The following is an 18,251-nucleotide window of genomic DNA, read 5'->3' on the forward strand; positions in this document are numbered from 1 at the left end:
TCGGTCCCTCTCCGCCGCGATCAATCGTCCGTCACCTGCGCATGCGCCAGCACAGCGAACAAGCCCGCCCCGCCGAGCAGATTCCCCATTACCGCGGGCACCAGGAAACTCACCACGCCGCCGATCCCGATCTTGCCGGTCCATAGCAGCAGGAACGCTTCGCTCGACCCGACGACCGAATGGCTGAACCCGCCGATCGCGACGACATAGACGATCCCGAAAATGACCAGCAACGCGTGTTCGCGCGCATTGGGGAGCGCCCAGGCGACGATCGCGATCAGGAACCCGGCGGGCACCGCGTTGAAGAAGGTCTCCATCGGGCCATGTTCGGTGATCGCCATCGACACTTCGACCATCCCGGCATCGAGCGACGAATCCCCCAGCGCCATCCCCGCGAACGCCGCCGTCGCGATTGCCGTTCCGACGCAATTCGCGCCGAGCACCACCGCCCACAACCGCAACGTCCGCCGGAGCGCGTCCCACGACGGCGATGTCACCAGCGGGAGCATCGCGGTCACCGTGCTTTCGGTGAACAACTGCATCCGGCCCAGGATCACCATCACGAACCCGATCGGATAGCCGAGCGCGATGATCAGCGCGCGCGACTCGCCAGTCGGAACATGCGCGGCGATCGCGCCCTCCGCGACGAGCGACGCGGTCACCGCCAGTCCCCCCGCGAGCCCCGACCAGAACAGCGCCGAAACCGGTCGCTCCAGTTCCTCCGCGCCCGACTCGCGGACGGCGCGGTGGAGCTCCTGCGCGTTGGCGGCCTTGATCGAGTCGACGTCCCCGCCGCTCTCCGCATCGGCCGGACGTTCGCTCGAGTATTCGTTCGCGCGGTGCTCCGCCATCGCCGTCATCCCTTCGTTATCAGGGTGCAACGACCGCGGCGGCCCTTTGCTCCGGCGGCAAGCCGCGCTACACGCGCGCCCCTATGACCGATCCGATGACGACACGCCGCCTGTACGGCCGGCGGCAGGGCCACAAATTGCGGCTGGGCCAGGCCGATCTCGTGGAAACCCTGCTCCCGCAAGTCAGCGTGCCCGAAGACGGGCCGCTCGACGCGCTTCGGCTGTTCGGCGACGATCGCCCGATCGAAGTCGAGATCGGGTTCGGCGCGGGCGAGCATCTCGCAGGCCAGGCGGGTATGCGACCGGATACCGGTTTCATTGGCTGCGAGCCGTTCCTCAACGGCGTGGTCGGCGCGCTGACGCACATCCGCGAGGACGGCCTCGACAATGTGCGCGTGCACATGGGCGACGCGCTCGACGTGGTGGAGCGGCTGCCGGACGCATCGTTGTCGCGCGTGTACCTCCTGCACCCCGATCCGTGGCGCAAGGCGCGCCACGCCAAGCGGCGGATGGTCAACCATGGCCCGCTCGACCTGATCGCGGCGAAGCTGAAGCCCGGCTGCGAATTCCGGCTCGGCACCGACGACCCGACCTATTGTCGCTGGGCGATGATGGTGCTGGGGCAACGCCGCGATTTCGTGTGGACCGCCGCTGGCCCGGCCGACTTCCTCACCCGCCCGGACGACTGGCCCGAGACGCGCTACGAACGCAAGGCCCGCCGCCAGGGCCGTGAAGTCTGGTACTTCCGCTACCTGCGCGTCTGACCCGCACAACTACCGCTTGCGCGATCGGCCGCGCGTCATCGGATCGGGTTTCACCGGCGGCGTCCAGCCCGCGGGCGGCGTCATCCGCTGCTGGCTCGACCCGAGCCCCATTGCGCCGGGGCGTTGCCGCACCAGGCCCGCGGTGTCGGCCGCGGCGGCATCCTGCGTATCGGCACCCCCGCGGAGCAAGCTGATCCGGTCGCGCAGCCGCCGGGCTTCCTCAAAATCGAGCGCCGCCGCAGCGGCTTCCATCTCGGCTTGCAGAGTCTCGAGTTCGGTCATCGCGTATCAACGCGGCACCGGCGCGTCCGCTCCCTGCGCTGGGCCGGCGGAACGAAACGGCGGCAGGAGAACGGGTTGCGTCCGCGCGCCGCATTGCGCACAACAGGAGCAATGAACCCTTACCCCGCCGTTACGACGATCGCCCAGACGATCCAGCTGTCGCTGTCGCCCGTGTTCATGCTGGCGGGAATTGGCGCGTTGCTCAACGTGCTGGCGGGGCGGCTGTCGCGCGTGGTGGATCGCGCGCGCGCGCTCGAGGCGTTGCATCCGGCGTCGCAGGGGCCGGAGCATGACCGCCACGTCTGGGAATTGCGGCTGCTCGACCGGCGCATGATCGTCATCAACGCCTCGCTGGTGCTCGCGGTGTCGAGCGCGGTGATGACCTGCCTGGTCGTCGCGCTGTTGTTCGTCGCGGAACTGGTCAAGCTCCATATCGGCACGGTCGTCGCGCTGTCGTTCATCCTCGCGATGGGCCTGCTGATCGCATCGCTCGCCTCCTTCCTGATCGAGGTGCGCATGTCGTTGACCGCGATTCACATTCGCCCGGAATTGCTGCAGGATTGACGCCCGCCCCTCAGCGCGCGCCGGCCAACCCCGGACCGGCGTCGTTGGTCGCGGCATAGGTCGGCACGACCCGCGCCTTCGCCGCCTGTTCGAACACATAGCCGGCGTTGAGCACGGTCTGGTCACCCCACCGCGTCGTGATGAACGACAAACCAACCGGAACGCCGCGCACCACCCCCATCGGCACGGTCAGATGCGGATACCCCGAGATCGCTGGCAATTCGCTCGCGCTCGGCCCGTTGAACGTGTCGCCATACACCGTGTCGGACAGCCACGGCATCCCATAGGTCGGCGCGACGATCAACGTCGCCTGCGCCTTCCCCAGCAGCGCGTCGATCCCCTCGGCCCCTGCCAAGCGAAGCGACTTCGCGCGCGCCCCGAGATATTCCGGATCACTGAGCCCCCGCGTCTGCGCAGCGGCAACGAAGGTCTCCTGCGCGAAGAACGGCATTTCGCTGGCGGCGTTTGCTTGGTTGAACGCGATCACCTGATCGAGCGACCGCGTCTTCACCGCCTTGGGCGTGGTGGAAAGATACGCGTCGAGATCCGCTTTCAGCTCGGTCTGCAGGACGAGCAGTTCGGCCTCGCCAATGCCCTCGAGCTTGGGCGCCTCGACATCGACCAGTACCGCGCCCTGCGCCTTCAACACGGCAAGCGATGCGTCATACCGCGCCTTCAGGCTGTCAAGCATCTCCGGATGGAGCACCGCGATGCGCACGCCGGACAGCGACGCAGTGGCAAGCGGTGCCGCGAAGTCGTGCATGTGCGGCCGCGCGTCCCGTGTCGCGGGGTCGGCCGGATCGACCCCGACCATCGCGTTGAACAGCAAGGCGGCATCGCGGACGCTCCGCGCCATCGGCCCCGGCGTGTCCTGGCTGTGGCTGATCGGCACGACGTGCGTCCGGCTGACCATGCCGAGCGTCGGCTTCAGACCGACGAGCCCGTTCATCGATGACGGGCAGACGACCGATCCGTCGGTTTCGGTCCCGATCGCGACCGCCGCGAAGCTTGCCGCCACCGCCGCGCCCGATCCGCTCGACGACCCGCACGACGTCCGGTCGAGCGCATAGGGGTTGCGCACCAGCCCGCCGACCGCGCTCCACCCGCTGATCGAATGCGTCGAGCGAATATTGGCCCATTCGCTGAGGTTGGTCTTGCCGAGGATCACTGCGCCCTGCTTGCGCAACAGCGCGACCACCGGGGCATCGCGCCGAGTGACGTTGTCCCTGAGCGCGAGACTCCCCGCAGTCGTCGCGAGCGGGTCGCTGGTCTCGATATTGTCCTTGATCAGCACGGGGATCCCGTCGAGCGCGCCAAGCGGCCTGCCCGACTTGCGTCGCGCGTCGCTTGCCTTAGCCTGCGCCAGCGCATCGGGGTTGGTCGCGATGACCGCGCGCAGCGTCGGCCCGGTGCGATCCATCGCGGCGATCCGGGCAAGATAGGCCTGGGTGATCGCGACGCTGCTCGTGCCCTGCGCCATCTGCGCACGCAGCGCGTCGATCGACTGCTCCTCGACCCGTGGCATATCCTGTGCAACCGCAGCTGCAGGCAGCATCAACAAGGCCGCACAGGCAGCACGGATCATCATCGCTCAGTCTCCCCCCGGTCGGTCCCTTACCGCCGATCATGCGATGATCGCATGGGGAGGACAAGCGTTCCCAAAGCCTTGCCGTACAAATGAAAAGAGGCTGCCGGGGGTCTTCACGACACCCCGGCAACCTCCTGACATGGTCAGCGGCCGGAAGCTCCAGCTTGGGAGACCATGCGAACCGCGAGTGCCTCGATACGGGTCCGGCGTTGAATGAGGGAGTATACCCTCCGCCAGCCGATCGAACGGGTTTCCCCGAAGGCCTAGCGGTGCGTCTCCCTAACGAACTGAACCGACCCCATTGCTGAACCATGAGACATCGGATCACCTCCTTTCGCCAGTTGAAACGGCGTGACCTGCGCTGGTCACGAGCCCTGTTTGAATCAGATATTCTTGCGAAACAAGTCTTGTAATGTTCGCCGGATTGTCCGATTCTCATCGGCCTGCGCAGCGCCAACCAACGCCGCTATCAGCGCCGGCAATCCTCGGTCACGCGCGCGATTTCGGCCCAGGCCGGGATGACCAAAGTTGCCGCGCCCCCCTGCTCCACGATGAACCGACCGCGGCTGAACACCATTGCGTCGAGCAACGGGTCGCGCGCGGCGAGCCGCGTCGCGACATAGGCGGGGGCCCCTGCGGGACCGGGGCTGGTCGGCTGGACCGGAAGGCTCCGCACCACCGTCGAGGTCCGGACCGTCAGCGGGGTCCGCGCGATCCCTTGGCGCGACAGGTACAGCATCGCGCTGGCGTTGTCGCAGCGCAGCGTCAGCAGCGCGTTGCTGCCCCGCGCGCCGAACAAAGCGGTCGAGCCGCCCTGATCCTGCCGATATGTCCAATCCCCGACGGTAACGGGCCAGTCCCGCCAGTCGTTGCCGCGCGGCGGAACGGGCCGCGGCACCACGGCCGGGCGAGCAACCGGCGGTGCGGGCGCGGGCGCCGGTGCAATGGGCTTTTCCACGCACGCCGCAAGCACGGTCCCCATCAGAACGGTCATCGCAAACAAGGGGATAGTGGTACGCATCCGAGGTCTATGGGCGAAGCCGTCCGCCTGCTCAACCGCAGCGCCCACGCCGCCGCGCGTTTTTCCACCGATCCAGCCCTAAACCGCGCGGAACCCGGAGCCCCCTGTCGCCGTTACGCTCGCGAACTGAAGGAATGGATCCATGTCACAAACCGAACCCACCCAGCTGCTGCTCCAGTCCAACAAGAGCGACGCGATGCAGGTCCGAAGCCGCGACGGCGACAAGATCGGCTCGGTGCTTACGCTGATGGTCAACAAGCGCACTGGCCAGACGATCTATGCGGTGCTGACGATCGGCGGGTTCCTCGGCATGGGCAAGGCCTATTACCCGCTCCCCTTCTCGCTGCTCCAGTTCGATCCGGTCAACGACACCTACATCGTCACAATCGACCGCCGCGTGCTGGAAGGTGGCCCAAGCTGGGCGAGCAACGCACCGACGTTCGACCAGGCGTACGCCGATCGCGTGTCGAAATATTACGATGTGGCGAGCGAAGACCTGTCGGTCGATTAAGCCGCGCGGGGAACGATGCGAGCTAGGTCTGCTGCCTGATGGCGGCGGACCTCCTCAATGTCGTAACTGTTTTGCAACCGTAAGAAAAAGCCTTCGCTCATCTTGAAATACCGCGTCAGGCGGGCATCGATTGCAGCGTCTATATTCAGCTTTGAAGCAACCAGTTGCTTGAGCCGATCCGGATCGATTCCCGTCCCGGTCGCAACTTCTTGTAACGAAATTTCAGAACCGATAAGAAAGTCTTCGCGCAAAATGTCCCCTGGGTGGACGTTGTCCAACCGGTCCTCACCCTCGGTGATAATCTTCGATCCGGACATCGTCCGCGCCTCCGTCCGACCAGCCAAAGGTGATACGCCACTGGTCGTTGATCCGGATGCTATACCGCAACGGCGTACAGCCTTTCAACTGCTCCAGGCGATTTCCGCTAGGGCTGCGAAGGTCGTCAAGGCGATCCGCGCTATCCACCTGACGTAACTTTCGTCTGGCTACATTTTGGATGTCATGGGGAAAACGCCTGCTTTGCGCCCCATTCCACACTCGTTCGGTTTCCCGGTCTGCAAAAGTACGGATCATCGCAGCTTGCCCGAGGTTTCGTGCATAGCGCGAAACATACCATGGCACCTCACCACCGCTCAATTTTGCATTGGCTAGCACTACCGCGCCCGCCGAGAACTCCCCGCCATCCCAGCCCGCATCTTCTGGCTCTTCCCATGCCGTGTCTTGCGCGTGCCCGGCTTGCCCTCGTTCGAGCGTCCCATGATCGGCAGCTTCTGCTGCTCGACCGGCAGCCCCAGCTCTTCCTGCTCCAACTGCCGGATCTCGTCGCGCAGTCGCCCTGCGGTTTCGAACTCGAGGTCCGCCGCCGCCGCGCGCATCTTCTTCTCGAGATCCTCGATATACGCGCGCAGATTGTGGCCGACCATGTGCGGCCGGTCCTCGTCGATCTCGACGGTGACCTGATCGCGGCTCGACACGTCCTGGATGATGTCGCCGATGTTGCGCTTGATCGTCGTCGGCGTGATGCCGTGTTCTTCGTTATACGCGCGCTGCTTTTCACGACGGCGCTCGGTCTCGTTCATCGCGCGCTCCATCGAGCCCGTGATGCGATCGGCATAGAGGATCACGCGTCCGTCGACGTTGCGCGCCGCGCGACCGATCGTCTGGATCAGCGACGTTTCGGAGCGGAGGAACCCTTCCTTGTCCGCGTCGAGGATCGCGACCAGCCCGCACTCGGGAATATCGAGCCCCTCGCGCAACAGGTTGATCCCGATCAGCACGTCATACACCCCGAGCCGCAGGTCGCGGATCAGCTCGATACGCTCCAGCGTCTCGACGTCGCTGTGCATGTAACGGACGCGCAGGCCCGCCTCGTGCATGAACTCGGTCAGATCCTCCGCCATCCGCTTGGTCAGCGTCGTCACCAGCGTGCGATAGCCGAGCTCGGCGGTCTTGCGCGCTTCGACGATCAGGTCCTGCACCTGCTCCTCGACCGGCTTGATCTCGATCGGCGGATCGATCAGCCCGGTCGGGCGAATGACCTGCTCGGCGAACACGCCGCCGGTCTGCTCCATTTCCCATGCACCCGGCGTCGCCGAGACATAGGTCGTCTGCGGGCGCATCGCCTCCCATTCGTTGAAGCGCAAAGGCCGGTTGTCGATCGCCGACGGCAGGCGGAAGCCATATTCGGCGAGCGTCAGCTTGCGACGGTGATCGCCGCGCGACATGCCGTTGATCTGGCCGATCGTCTGGTGGCTCTCGTCGACGAAAAGCAGCGAATTTTCAGGCAGATATTCGAACAGCGTGGGGGGCGGCTCGCCCGGCATGCGGCCCGTGAGGAAGCGCGAGTAATTCTCGATCCCCGCGCAAGACCCGGTCGCTGCAATCATCTCAAGATCGAAATTGGTGCGCTGCTCCAGCCGCTGCGCCTCGAGCAACTTGCCCTCGGGCACCAGCTCCTTGAGCCGCTCCTGCAGCTCGAACTTGATCGCCTCCATCGCCTGCTTGAGCGTAGGCCCCGGCGTCACATAGTGCGAATTGGCGTAGATCCGGATGGTGCCAAGGCTCGCGATCTTCTTTCCGGTCAGCGGATCGAACTCGACGATATCCTCGATCTCGTCGCCGAAGAACGACACGCGCCACGCGGTGTCGTCATAATGCGACGGGAAGATCTCGAGCGCATCGCCGCGCACGCGGAAATTGCCGCGCTGGAACGCCGCGTCGTTGCGCTTGTACTGGAGCGCCACCAGCTTGCGGACGATCTCGCGCTGGTCGACGGTCTGGCCCTTCTTGAGGTCGAAGATCATCGCCGAATAGGTCTCGACCGAACCGATGCCGTACAGGCACGACACCGAAGCTACGATGATCACGTCGTCGCGTTCGAGCAGCGATCGGGTCGCGGCATGACGCATCCGATCGATCGCCTCGTTGGTCGAGCTTTCCTTTTCGATATACGTGTCCGACCGCGCGACATAGGCCTCGGGCTGGTAATAATCGTAGTAACTAACGAAGTATTCCACCGCATTTTCGGGGAAAAACGACTTCATTTCGCCGTAAAGCTGCGCTGCGAGGATCTTATTCGGCGCTAAAATGAGGGCAGGACGCTGCACGGCTTCGATCACTTTGGCCATGGTGAAGGTCTTGCCCGAGCCGGTCACGCCGAGCAGCACCTGGTCCCGCTCGCCCGCCTCGGTCTGGGCGACAAGTTCAGCGATTGCAGTCGGTTGGTCGCCCGCCGCGGTATAATCTGAGACGAGCTTGAACCTTTTGCCCCCTTCCGCCTTCGGCGGACGCGCCGGACGGTGGGGGACGAAGCTGACCCCGGTTTCGGGTTCATCGAGCGTGGTGCGAATCTGGATTGCCATCACGCAGCAATATGGGAAGGGATGCGGTCACAGACAATCGCGCGCGTCATTCGCCCGGCGTGCGTCGCCCGGGGGAAAGATCATGCGCCTTTATCGTATCGCTACAGCAGCTTGCGCGTTGCCGATCCTCGCGGTCGCGGCCTGTTCTCCTGAACCGGTGATCAAGCGCGAGCCCGGCAGCTGGACGCAGAAGGTCCAGATCCTGCGGCTCGAAGGCAAGGGCGCGACTCCGCAGGTCAAGGCGCAGATGCAGGCGATGTTCGATTCGATGGCGGGGATCGCGATGTGCCTGACCCCCGAGGCCGCCGCGAGGGAGAATCTGGCGCAGACGATGGAGCAAGTCGGCACGCGCGGAAAGAACTGTAAAATCGGCAAGAATGACGAGACCGGCGCGTCGATCGGTCTCAGCGCGGTCTGCCCGCAGGACGGCGGGGGCACGGTCAAGCTGACTGTCACCGGCACCAACGCGACCGGCGATCGCGACCTGACGATGAAGTCGGAAGGCTTCGACGCAAAGGGCGCGGCCGAAGGCGTCATGGAAATGCGCGTCCATTCGACCCGGAGCGGCCCGTGCAAGCCCGGGGACGTAACCCCGCCACCGACGCCTGCAACGAAGAGCTGAGCCAAGGACGCACCCTCGACACGGTGAGATCCGTCTAGCCCGCAAAACAAAGCGTTACGGCAACGCCCGTGCCGCCGCGGGCAGGCGCCCGACGATCTCGATCCGGTCGATCGGCGCCGGACGGTCCCGCGCCACATAGCGTGGAATGACGCTCGGCTGACCGAGCGCAACCGTGCCGAAGCCCTGCACCCCTGCGGCCCGCGTGACCGCGGCCAGCAAGCGCGGCGGCGTGTCATACGCTTCCGCCGACAGATGGAAGGTCCCCCAATGGACACCGATCCCGGTCGAAGCGCCCAACCGGCGGTAGACTTCGGCGGCATCGATCGGGCCGATATGGCTTCCCGACACCATTTGCCCGGGCGCGAAGCGGAACGCGCCGATCGGAATCAGCGCCAACCGGACCGGACCATAGCTCGCCGCAGCATCGGCCCAGGTCAGGTCCCCCGGCCCCGTATCCCCCGCAAAGAAGACGTTGCCGCCCGGCAGCCGAACGACGAAGCTCGACCATAACGCGCGGTTACGGTCGGTCATCCAGCGGCTACCCCAATGATGGTTGCGCGTGACGATCACCTCGACATTCGGCTTTACAGCAATCCGCCCGCCCCAATCGAGCGCGTGGGCGGGGACCCCGGCTTGTCCAATCACGCTGTCATTGCCGAGACTTGTCACCACCAGCGGGTGGTCGCGTTTCCACAGGCGTCGCAGCGTCGCCAGATCGAGATGATCATAATGATCGTGGCTGATGAGAACGACGTCGATCTTGGGCAGCCGGTCGAACGCGATCCCCAGTTCGGCGACGCGGGCGGGACCGATCCCCAGCGGCCCGGCGGTCTTGCTCCACACTGGGTCGGTCAGGATATTGAGACCCTGCGTCTGTACCAGCACGGTCGCATGCCCGACCCAGGTCGCCACCATGTGCTGTCCGGCGACGCGATCTGGCGGGGCAATCGGGCGAATCGCGACGTGTTCGGGCCAGCGCGGGCGTCCCTCGCTGCGCAGGAGGTATCGCACCAGGAAGTTGCCCTTAGTGGCGCCGGGCGGCGCCATGTCATCCTGCTCGCCATCGGGATTGAAGAAGCGTTGCCCGTCGAAATGTCCGCTCACCGCGCCGTTGTAGTAACGCGCATCGAGAAAGCGCGGGACGAGCGTGATCACCAGACAAAGGACGATCGTCGCCCAGAGCAGCACCTTGCCGACCAATGTCGCGATACTTCGGACGCTCAACGGCCTGACTTTCTCTGCGAACCCGCCATGGGGCGTTACGGCATCTTCGGAGTGCCTGCACCCATAAGGGCGCAGCTGGATCCGTTGCTGCTATCGTAAGGCCCAACTCCCGCCACGGCGGGTCGATCCCCGCTGTAGGACAGTCGCTACGCAAAGAGGGGGATATGCCACCGCCCGTCCGGCGAAACCGTCAGGCCGCGCGGCGTTGCGTCGCGTGCAGCCAGGCGCGCGCCGAGGCCTGCGCGGCGGCGATTTCGCGCGCGGTCATGTCCTCGGCGATTTCGCTACGGCTTGCCATGCCGGCTTCGCTCCCGGCAACCGCCGCGAGGTTGAACCATTTGTGCGCCTCGATCAGGTCGACCGCGATGCCCGCCCCCCCGCTCGAAAAGACCATACCCAGTTCGTAACAAGCATCCGCATCCCCCCCGGCAGCTTCTGCCATGCGGCTTGCGATGAGGTAGTTCGCGTTCTTCAGGCTGGTGCCCATGTCGATCCGTCCCGATTAACCAATTTCTGTTGCCGACAGTGCGTCGGGTGCAGTCAAATAAAGGTTAACGGCTACATGGAACTTTGGTCGTACGACCAATGGCTTACGCTATCGCCGGAACATCCAGATTGTCGATCAGACGCGTTCCCCCGAGCCGCGCTGCCGCCAGCAGTCGCCGCGGGCGGGAGCCGGGCGCATCGCTCGCCAGCGTTTCGGCATCGACCAGTTCGATATAGTCGACCGCAAATCCCGCGCCAGTCAGCGAATCTCGTGCTGCCGCCAAGACATCGGCGGGGGAGTCACCCCGCAGGATCGCGCGCGCCGCATCGCCCAGCGCGCGTGGCAGGGCCACCGCCGCCGCACGTTGTCCGTCATCGAGATAGACGTTGCGCGACGATAGCGCGAGGCCGTCATCATCGCGCTGGGTCGGCACGCCTTCGATTTCGATGCCGAAATCGAGGTCGGACACCATCCGGCGAATCACCGCAAGTTGCTGGAAATCCTTTTCGCCGAACAACGCGATATCCGGGCGAACCTGATTGAACAGCTTCGCGACCACCGTTGCGACTCCATCGAAATGGCCAGGCCGCGCTGCGCCGTCGAGCCCCTCGCTGACGCCCGAGACCGAGATGTTCGTCGCGAAGCCGGTCGGATACATGTCTTCCACCGGGGGGAGCCACAGGATGTCGCATCCCGCCTCGGTCAGCATCCGCGCGTCCGCCGCCTCGCGGCGCGGATAGCGCGCGAGGTCCTCGTTGGGGCCGAATTGCTTGGGATTGACGAAGATCGACGCGACGACCTTGCGCCCCTGCCGCCGCGCAGTCTCGATCAACGCGATATGACCGCGATGCAGCGCGCCCATCGTCGGGACCAGCGCGATATCCGACCCGCCACTGCGGAAATCGGCGATCGCGGCGCGAAGCGCGCTCAGTGTACGGATGGTTTGCACGCGGGTTGGGCCTTCGGTAAGGACGGAACGGCCTTCTATGGGGGCGGGCCCGACCGAACAAGACGTAGGATACCATCCCGTTGGCAAGTGCTGCGCGAAAACCACACATAATCGTTTTCGCCAACGAGAAGGGCGGCACCGGGAAATCGACGACGGCCGTGCACGTCGCGATCGCGCTGGCGGCGCGCGGGGCCAAGGTCGCGGCGTTCGATCTCGATCATCGCCAGCGCACGATGGGGCGGTATTTCGACAATCGCGCAGCAACCGTCCAACGCACCGGGCGTCCGCTCCCGATCCCGCGCCATGCCACGCATGACGGCGAGACGGACGCACGGTTCGAGGAGCTTTTCGAGGATCTTGCGCACGATACCGATTTCCTCGTGATCGATACGCCGGGTCGCGACGATCGCTTCGGGCGACTGTCGGCGGCCCGCGCGGATACGCTGGTCACGCCGATGAACGACAGTTTCGTCGATTTCGACCTGATCGGTCAGGTCCACCCCGAGACGTACAAGGTCACGCGCCCAAGCTTCTACGCCGAAATGATCTGGGACGCGCGCAAGGCGCGCGCAAAGGCGGACGGGTCGACGATCGACTGGGTCGTGCTGCGCAACCGTGTCCAGCACATCGAAGCCCGCAACATGCGCCGCGTGTCCGAAGCGCTCGATCAGCTTGCCAAACGCGTCGGGTTCCGCATCGTCCCCGGGTTGGGCGAGCGCGTGATCTATCGCGAACTGTTCCCCGCCGGACTGACGATGCTCGACGCGGGCGAATTCGGTGCGATGGGGCTGGCGCATGTCGCCGCACGCCAGGAACTGCGCGAAATGATGGGCGCGCTCGCCCTGCCCGAGGCGGTTCTGCCGCAAGTCGCCTGATGACCAAGGTCCTGCTCCTGGTCGCGCTGTTGGTGGGTGCCTGGCTGCTGCTGCGGCCAAAGCCCAAGCCGCAACGCATCCAGCGCCCCGAGGAGAGCGAAGCGCGCGCGGTGCTGGGTGTTGGCCCGCGGGCAAATGCAGACGATATTCGCGCCGCGCATCGCCGGCTCGTCTCCGCGCTGCACCCCGATAAGGGGGGATCCGCCGAACTCACCCGCCGTATCAATGCGGCACGCGACGTACTGCTCAAACCATAGTCTTTGAACTTTCACACGTCTGGTCGATTGGGCCAGAGCAAGATTCCCCAGGAGGACCAACATGACTCATCGTTTCGACCCGACTTCGCTTCGCGAATACGACATCCGCGGGATCGTCGGCAAAACCCTCGGCACCGCCGATGCGGACGCAATCGGCCGCGGTTTCGGCACGCGCGTGCGTCGCGCGGGCGGCACCCGTGTCGCGGTCGGCTATGACGGTCGCCTGTCCTCGCCCGAGCTCGAAGCGGCGCTCATCGGGGGCCTCACCGCGGTCGGCGTGGACGTCGTGCGGATCGGCATGGGTCCGACGCCGATGCTGTATTATGCCGAAGCCACGCTAGAAGTGGATGGCGGCATTGAGATAACCGGCAGCCATAATCCCTCCGACTATAATGGCTTCAAGATGGTGCTGCAGCACAAGCCGTTCTTTGGCGCGGACATCCAGGATCTTGGCCGCATGGCGGCGGAAGGCGATTGGGAAACTGGCGAAGGCACCGTGTCGACCGCGGACATCGAGGACGATTATGTCGGTCGCCTGGTCGCGGGCTTCGCGGGTGGCACTTACAAGATCGGTTGGGACGCGGGCAACGGCGTGTCGGGCCCGATCATCGAGAAGCTCGTCAAGTTCCTCCCGGGTGAGCATCATCTGCTGTTCACCGATGTCGACGGCAATTTTCCCAACCATCATCCCGATCCTACCGATGAGGCCAATCTGGTCGATCTCAAGCGCCTCGTCGCCGAGAAGAACCTCGACTTCGGACTGGCCTTCGATGGTGACGGCGACCGGATCGGCGCGATCGACGGCGAAGGCCGCGTGATCTGGGGCGACCAGATTCTCTCCATTCTGGCCGAACCTGTTCTCAAGGAACTCCCGGGCGCTACGATCATCGCCGACGTCAAGGCGTCGCAGATGCTCTACGACCGCGTCGAGGAACTGGGCGGCAAGCCGCTGATGTGGAAGACTGGGCACAGCCTGATCAAGATGAAGATGAAGGAAACCGACAGCCCGCTCGCCGGCGAGATGAGCGGTCACATCTTCTTCGCGCATGAATATTACGGGTTCGACGACGCGCATTACGCCGCGGTTCGCTTCATCCGGGCGGCGCACATGATCGGCAAGTCGGTGACGGAACTGCGCGGCAACATGCCCGCTTTGGTCAACACCCCCGAGATGCGTTTCCAGGTCGACGAGAGCCGCAAGTTCGCGGTCGTCGAGGAAGTGCTCGCCCGGCTCGAGGCCGATGGCGCGCAGGTCGATCGCACCGACGGCGCGCGCGTCAACACGCCCGACGGCTGGTGGCTGCTTCGCGCTTCGAACACCCAGGACGTGCTCGTCGCGCGCGCCGAGGCGAAGGACCAGGCCGCACTCGACCGCCTGCTCGGAATGATCGACGATCAGCTCGCCAAGAGCGGGCTGGAGCGTGGCCCGCAGGCCGCGCACTAAGCGTTGGACCGTCACCCCGGGCTCGTCCCGGGGTGACGGATACGCCTCTCGCAATCCGCGGCCAAACACGCCACTTAGGCGCAATGCCTCCCCCCGCCCCCCAGATCATCCGCGTCATCGACCTTGAGACCACCGGTGAAGGCCCGCCGATCCACGGCGTGTGCGAAATCGGCTGGCAGGACGTGGCGCTCCAGAAGGACGGCCGCTGGGAAATCGAGGGCGAAGGCGGTGCACGCCTCGTGAATCCTGGTCGTCCGATCCCGCCGCTGACTCAGGCGATCCACCACATCCTCGACGAACAGGTCGCCGACGCGCCGTTCTGGCACGACGTGGCGCGCGGGGTGCTCGATCCCTATCCGCGCCGGATCGCGCTCGCTGCGCATCGCGCGGATTACGAACAGAAATTCTGCACTGCACCGCTGACCCGCGGCGCGCCGTGGATCTGCACATGGAAGTGTGCGCTGCGGCTGTGGCCGGACACGCCGAGCTTTTCCAACCAGATGCTGCGCTACTGGCGCAAACCCGAGGGGATGATCCACGAACGCGGGCTTCCCGCACATCGCGCCTTCCCCGACGCCTATGTTACCGCCTTCCACTTGCGCGACATGTTGAACGAAGTCGGCCCCGAGCAACTGCTCGCCTGGTCGGCGGTCCCCGGCCTGTTGCCGCGCGTGATCCGCCCCGGACCGGATCGCGGCAAGAGCTGGCAGGAGATCAGCGACGATTCCCTCGCGATCATGCTTGGCGACCGCGACATGGACGTTCGCTTCACCGCCGAGACCGAACTTGCCCGCCGACGCGGCGGGGGCGCCGTGGGCCGACCGTCGCCTCAGGGAAAGTTGCTGTAAAGTAACGACAGATTGATAGGCATCTATCAAGTGTCACTGGTCTTTGTCGTTGCTGCTGCGTAAGGACGCGCTCATGTATACGCGTCTGGTTCCGAGTTTTGGCGTGAGCGAGGGGCGCATGGGCCGCTTTCTCGTGACGTGCATGGCCATCGGCTTCTTCGCCCTGATTGCCGCTGGCGTCGCCGCAGCCTGGTCGACCGCACAGAACGAGCATCACACCCGCGAAGTCAACCACACCTACGAAGTGGAATTGGCGATCGATCGCGCCCGGATCGCGATCGAGCAAAGTGAAACCGCGCGGCGTGGGTATCTGCTGACGAGCGAACCGGTCTATCTCGGAACCTATCGTACCGCCATGGCGGCGGTCCCTAAGGCCGTCGGGACGGTTGCGACGCTGACAGAGGACAATCCGCGCCAACAGGGGAATGTCATTACGATGCGGCGTCTGGTCGGCGACCTCTCCGCGCAACGCGAACGCACCATTGCGGCGGCAGAGGCGGGGGATCGGGCCGGCGCACTGACCCAGTTTGAGCAGGAGACGAGCATCCGCCGCATGCGTGCGGTGCGTTCGCTGGCCGACACGATGGTCCGCGAAGAGCGGCGTCTGCTCGCCGTCCGCGACGCCGCGCAACAGGCAAGCGTGCAGGTCTTCTACGTCACACTGGCGGTGGCGGGGCTTCTGCTGGTCCTCGTCGCGTTCATCACGCTGGTTACAGTGCTGCGCTACACCCGCGAACTGGCGACCTCGCGCGATGCGCTCCGCGATTTCGCGGACACGCTCGAGGATCTGGTCGACGAGCGCACTGCCGACCTGAGCCGCGCGAACGAGGAAATCCAGCGCTTCGCCTACATCGTCAGCCACGACCTGCGCAGCCCGCTGGTCAACGTCATGGGGTTCACCGCCGAACTCGAGGCAGCGACCGGCGCGATCACCGAATTGATCGATCGAGCCGAGGAAAAAGCGCCCGAGATCGTCAGCGAGGATGCGCGGCTTGCGGCGCGCGAGGACTTGCCCGAGGCAATCCGCTTCATCCGCACTTCGACGCAGAAGATGGATCGGCTGATCAACGCGATCCTCAAGCTGTCGCGCCAGGGTCGCCGGGTGATCTCGGCCGAGCCGCTCGACATCGCGGTCCTGATCGACGGGATCGGTGCCAGCCTGACCCAGCAGATCGAGCATCGTGGCGCCACGCTGACCGTGGAGCAGCCCTTGCCGAACCTCTTCAGCGATCGTGTCGCCGTCGAGCAGATCTTCTCCAACCTGATCGAAAACGCCGTCAAATATCTCGACCCGGCACGCCCCGGACGGATCGTCGTCCGCGGCAAGCGCGAGGGCAAGCGGATCCATTACGAGATCGAGGACAATGGCCGCGGCATCGCCCCATCCGACCATGCGCGCGTGTTCGACCTGTTCCGCCGCTCGGGTACGCAGGACCAGCCGGGCGAAGGGATCGGACTCGCACATGTCCGCGCCTTGGCGTATCGGCTGGGTGGCGTGATCGATGTCTCGTCCGAACTTGGGCGCGGCGCGACGTTCCGCCTGACCCTTCCGGCGACCTACACGGAAGCCAAGACCGACACCCGAGGACGCTGAGATGACCGACCACCAGACCGTCAGCATCATCATGATCGAGGATGACGAGGGCCATGCCCGCCTGATCGAAAAGAATATTCGTCGCGCCGGAATTCTCAATGAAATCCAGCATTTCACCGACGGGACGAGCGCACTCGAATATCTCTTCAACGCCGACAAGGGCCCCGCGCAAGGCGGCCCCGCACTCGTCCTGCTCGATCTCAACCTCCCCGACATGGGCGGCACCGACATTCTCGCGAAGATCAAGGGGTCGGACGGTCCCCTCAAGCGGACGCCGGTCGTCGTCCTGACCACCACCGACGACAAGGTCGAGATCCAGCGCTGCTATGACCTCGGCTGCAACGTCTACATCACCAAGCCAGTCAATTACGAGAGCTTCGCGCAGGCGATCCGCCAGCTCGGATTGTTCCTATCGGTGATCCAGGTTCCCGATTCCGAAGGTCACGGGTGATCACAGCGGCCGATCCTGGCACCGGGCCGGCGGTCCTCTATATCGATGACGACGCGGGCCTCCGCAGGCTCGCGGCGCGCGCTTTGTCGCGGCATGGATTCGTCGTGACGGTTGCCGAGGGGGGCGCGGAAGGGCTCGCGCTGGCGCAGCGGCATGTGTTCGATCTCATCGCGGTCGATCATTACATGCCCGGCATGAACGGCATCGAGACGCTGGAAGCAATCCGCCGGCTCCCAGCCCCGCCCCCGGTCGTTTACGTCACTGGGTCCGAGGAAGGCCGCATCGCGGTCGCAGCGCTCAAGGCGGGTGCATCCGATTATGTCGTCAAAACGGTCGGCAGCGACTTCTTCGACTTGTTAACGAGCGCGTTCGAACAGGTGCTGGAGCGCGCCGCGCTCGAACGCGGCAAGGCGGTGGCCGAGGATCAGTTGCGCGCCAGCAACGCCCGGCTCGAGGCCTTGCTGCGTGAGGTCAATCACCGCGTCGCCAACAGCCTGCAGATCGTGTCCGCGATGGTTCGGATGCAGTCCGCCGCGTTGCAGGACGATGGCGCACGCCTTGCGCTCGAGGATACGCAGCGCAGGATCGCCGCGATCGCGCAGGTCCACCGCCGCCTCTACACCAGCAACGACGTAGAGCAGGTCGACATGCGCGAATATCTCAAGGCGCTGGTCGACGAACTTGGCGAGACCTGGTCGACGCCGACCGCACCGCGCGTGCTGTCGCTTTTCGCGGAACCGATCCGGCTCGCGACCGATCGCGCGGTCTCGCTTGGCGTGATCGTCACCGAACTCGTCAGCAATGCCTGCAAATATGCCTACCCGATCGGCGGCGGCGAAGTCCGTGTCTCGCTCCGCGGCGATGGCGAGACACATTTCTGGCTTGCGGTGGAGGACGACGGGGTCGGAATGGGCCCGGACGCCACGCCGCAAGGGACAGGCGTCGGGACCAAGTTGATCCGGGCCATGGCACAGAGCCTCCAGACGATCGTCGAATATGACAGCATTGGCATCGGTAACGGCGTCCGCGCGACGCTGCGCGCGACCCGCGACTAACGA

21 protein-coding genes are annotated in these 18,251 nt (G+C 65.1%); 11 read left to right on the forward strand and 10 right to left on the reverse strand.

Annotated features, from left to right (window positions below):
- Positions 1-20: 20 nt before the first annotated feature.
- Positions 21-851, reverse strand: a complete 831-nt coding sequence (locus tag QBJ92_RS15865; protein WP_277970673.1) for a formate/nitrite transporter family protein — start codon at positions 849-851, stop codon at positions 21-23.
- A gap of 83 nt (positions 852-934) precedes the next feature.
- Between QBJ92_RS15865 and trmB the strand changes: the two genes are divergently transcribed.
- Positions 935-1,615, forward strand: a complete 681-nt coding sequence (trmB, locus tag QBJ92_RS15870; protein ID WP_277970674.1) for a tRNA (guanine(46)-N(7))-methyltransferase TrmB — start codon at positions 935-937, stop codon at positions 1,613-1,615.
- Between the two features lie 9 nt (positions 1,616-1,624).
- On the opposite strand, the gene QBJ92_RS15875 is transcribed toward trmB, so the two are convergent.
- Positions 1,625-1,897, reverse strand: coding sequence for a UvrB/UvrC motif-containing protein (locus QBJ92_RS15875; RefSeq protein WP_277970675.1), 273 nt, complete (start codon positions 1,895-1,897; stop codon positions 1,625-1,627).
- Between the two features lie 111 nt (positions 1,898-2,008).
- Between QBJ92_RS15875 and QBJ92_RS15880 the strand changes: the two genes are divergently transcribed.
- Positions 2,009-2,461, forward strand: coding sequence for a DUF2721 domain-containing protein (locus QBJ92_RS15880; RefSeq protein WP_277970676.1), 453 nt, complete (start codon positions 2,009-2,011; stop codon positions 2,459-2,461).
- A 10-nt stretch (positions 2,462-2,471) separates the two neighbouring features.
- Here the strand turns inward: QBJ92_RS15880 and QBJ92_RS15885 are convergent, their stop codons facing one another.
- Positions 2,472-4,049, reverse strand: a complete 1,578-nt coding sequence (locus QBJ92_RS15885; protein WP_277970677.1) for an amidase — start codon at positions 4,047-4,049, stop codon at positions 2,472-2,474.
- A 469-nt stretch (positions 4,050-4,518) separates the two neighbouring features.
- Positions 4,519-5,070: a hypothetical protein gene (locus QBJ92_RS15890; RefSeq protein ID WP_277970678.1), complete on the reverse strand. Its 552-nt coding sequence runs from the start codon at positions 5,068-5,070 to the stop codon at positions 4,519-4,521.
- Between the two features lie 142 nt (positions 5,071-5,212).
- Between QBJ92_RS15890 and QBJ92_RS15895 the strand changes: the two genes are divergently transcribed.
- Positions 5,213-5,581, forward strand: a complete 369-nt coding sequence (locus QBJ92_RS15895; protein WP_277970679.1) for a PRC-barrel domain-containing protein — start codon at positions 5,213-5,215, stop codon at positions 5,579-5,581.
- On the opposite strand, the gene QBJ92_RS15900 is transcribed toward QBJ92_RS15895, so the two are convergent.
- The 3 genes from QBJ92_RS15900 to uvrB form a co-directional block, all read right to left on the reverse strand.
- Entirely contained in the window at positions 5,578-5,898 is a 321-nt protein-coding gene (locus QBJ92_RS15900; RefSeq protein WP_277970680.1) for a HigA family addiction module antitoxin, read from the reverse strand. The genes QBJ92_RS15895 and QBJ92_RS15900 overlap by 4 nt on opposite strands.
- The gene (locus tag QBJ92_RS15905; RefSeq protein ID WP_277970681.1) at positions 5,867-6,154 is read right to left on the reverse strand and encodes a type II toxin-antitoxin system RelE/ParE family toxin; all 288 of its coding nucleotides are present in this window, start codon (positions 6,152-6,154) and stop codon (positions 5,867-5,869) included. Before QBJ92_RS15905 ends, QBJ92_RS15900 begins: the two co-directional genes overlap by 32 nt.
- Before the next feature lie 80 nt (positions 6,155-6,234).
- On the reverse strand, positions 6,235-8,442 hold the full coding sequence (uvrB, locus tag QBJ92_RS15910) for an excinuclease ABC subunit UvrB (RefSeq protein ID WP_277970682.1): 2,208 nt from the start codon (positions 8,440-8,442) through the stop codon (positions 6,235-6,237).
- Between the two features lie 82 nt (positions 8,443-8,524).
- Between uvrB and QBJ92_RS15915 the strand changes: the two genes are divergently transcribed.
- Positions 8,525-9,064, forward strand: coding sequence for a DUF3617 domain-containing protein (locus QBJ92_RS15915; protein WP_277970683.1), 540 nt, complete (start codon positions 8,525-8,527; stop codon positions 9,062-9,064).
- Between the two features lie 54 nt (positions 9,065-9,118).
- Here QBJ92_RS15915 and QBJ92_RS15920 read toward each other — a convergent pair whose 3' ends face one another.
- From QBJ92_RS15920 to panC, 3 genes are all read right to left on the reverse strand, one after another.
- On the reverse strand, positions 9,119-10,288 hold the full coding sequence (locus QBJ92_RS15920) for an MBL fold metallo-hydrolase (protein WP_431358423.1): 1,170 nt from the start codon (positions 10,286-10,288) through the stop codon (positions 9,119-9,121).
- A 190-nt stretch (positions 10,289-10,478) separates the two neighbouring features.
- Positions 10,479-10,775 carry a hypothetical protein gene (locus QBJ92_RS15925; RefSeq protein WP_277970684.1) on the reverse strand — a complete coding sequence of 99 codons (297 nt, stop codon included), beginning with the start codon at positions 10,773-10,775 and terminating at the stop codon, positions 10,479-10,481.
- Positions 10,776-10,878: 103 nt separating this feature from the next.
- A complete protein-coding gene (gene panC / locus QBJ92_RS15930; protein ID WP_277970685.1) occupies positions 10,879-11,724 on the reverse strand; it encodes a pantoate--beta-alanine ligase in 846 nt (281 codons plus the stop codon).
- Between the two features lie 80 nt (positions 11,725-11,804).
- Here panC and QBJ92_RS15935 point away from each other — a divergent pair, with 80 nt between their 5' ends.
- From QBJ92_RS15935 to QBJ92_RS15965, 7 genes are all read left to right on the forward strand, one after another.
- Positions 11,805-12,599, forward strand: coding sequence for a division plane positioning ATPase MipZ (locus QBJ92_RS15935; protein WP_277970686.1), 795 nt, complete (start codon positions 11,805-11,807; stop codon positions 12,597-12,599).
- Positions 12,599-12,856, forward strand: coding sequence for a J domain-containing protein (locus tag QBJ92_RS15940; RefSeq protein WP_277970687.1), 258 nt, complete (start codon positions 12,599-12,601; stop codon positions 12,854-12,856). The genes QBJ92_RS15935 and QBJ92_RS15940 overlap by 1 nt, the downstream gene beginning before the upstream one ends.
- Positions 12,857-12,917: 61 nt before the next feature.
- A complete protein-coding gene (gene pgmG, locus QBJ92_RS15945) occupies positions 12,918-14,300 on the forward strand; it encodes a phosphoglucomutase/phosphomannomutase PgmG (protein WP_277970688.1) in 1,383 nt (460 codons plus the stop codon).
- Positions 14,301-14,383: 83 nt separating this feature from the next.
- Complete coding sequence (locus QBJ92_RS15950) at positions 14,384-15,148, forward strand: 3'-5' exonuclease (RefSeq protein ID WP_277970689.1); 765 nt, start codon at positions 14,384-14,386, stop codon at positions 15,146-15,148.
- Between the two features lie 118 nt (positions 15,149-15,266).
- Positions 15,267-16,742, forward strand: a complete 1,476-nt coding sequence (locus QBJ92_RS15955) for a sensor histidine kinase (RefSeq protein ID WP_277970690.1) — start codon at positions 15,267-15,269, stop codon at positions 16,740-16,742.
- Position 16,743: 1 nt separating this feature from the next.
- Complete coding sequence (locus QBJ92_RS15960; protein WP_277970691.1) at positions 16,744-17,193, forward strand: response regulator; 450 nt, start codon at positions 16,744-16,746, stop codon at positions 17,191-17,193.
- The gene (locus QBJ92_RS15965) at positions 17,190-18,248 is read left to right on the forward strand and encodes a sensor histidine kinase (RefSeq protein WP_277970692.1); all 1,059 of its coding nucleotides are present in this window, start codon (positions 17,190-17,192) and stop codon (positions 18,246-18,248) included. The genes QBJ92_RS15960 and QBJ92_RS15965 overlap by 4 nt, the downstream gene beginning before the upstream one ends.
- Positions 18,249-18,251: the final 3 nt, after the last annotated feature.

Source organism: Sphingomonas echinoides, from assembly GCF_029623395.1.
Taxonomy (GTDB): domain Bacteria; phylum Pseudomonadota; class Alphaproteobacteria; order Sphingomonadales; family Sphingomonadaceae; genus Sphingomonas; species Sphingomonas echinoides_A.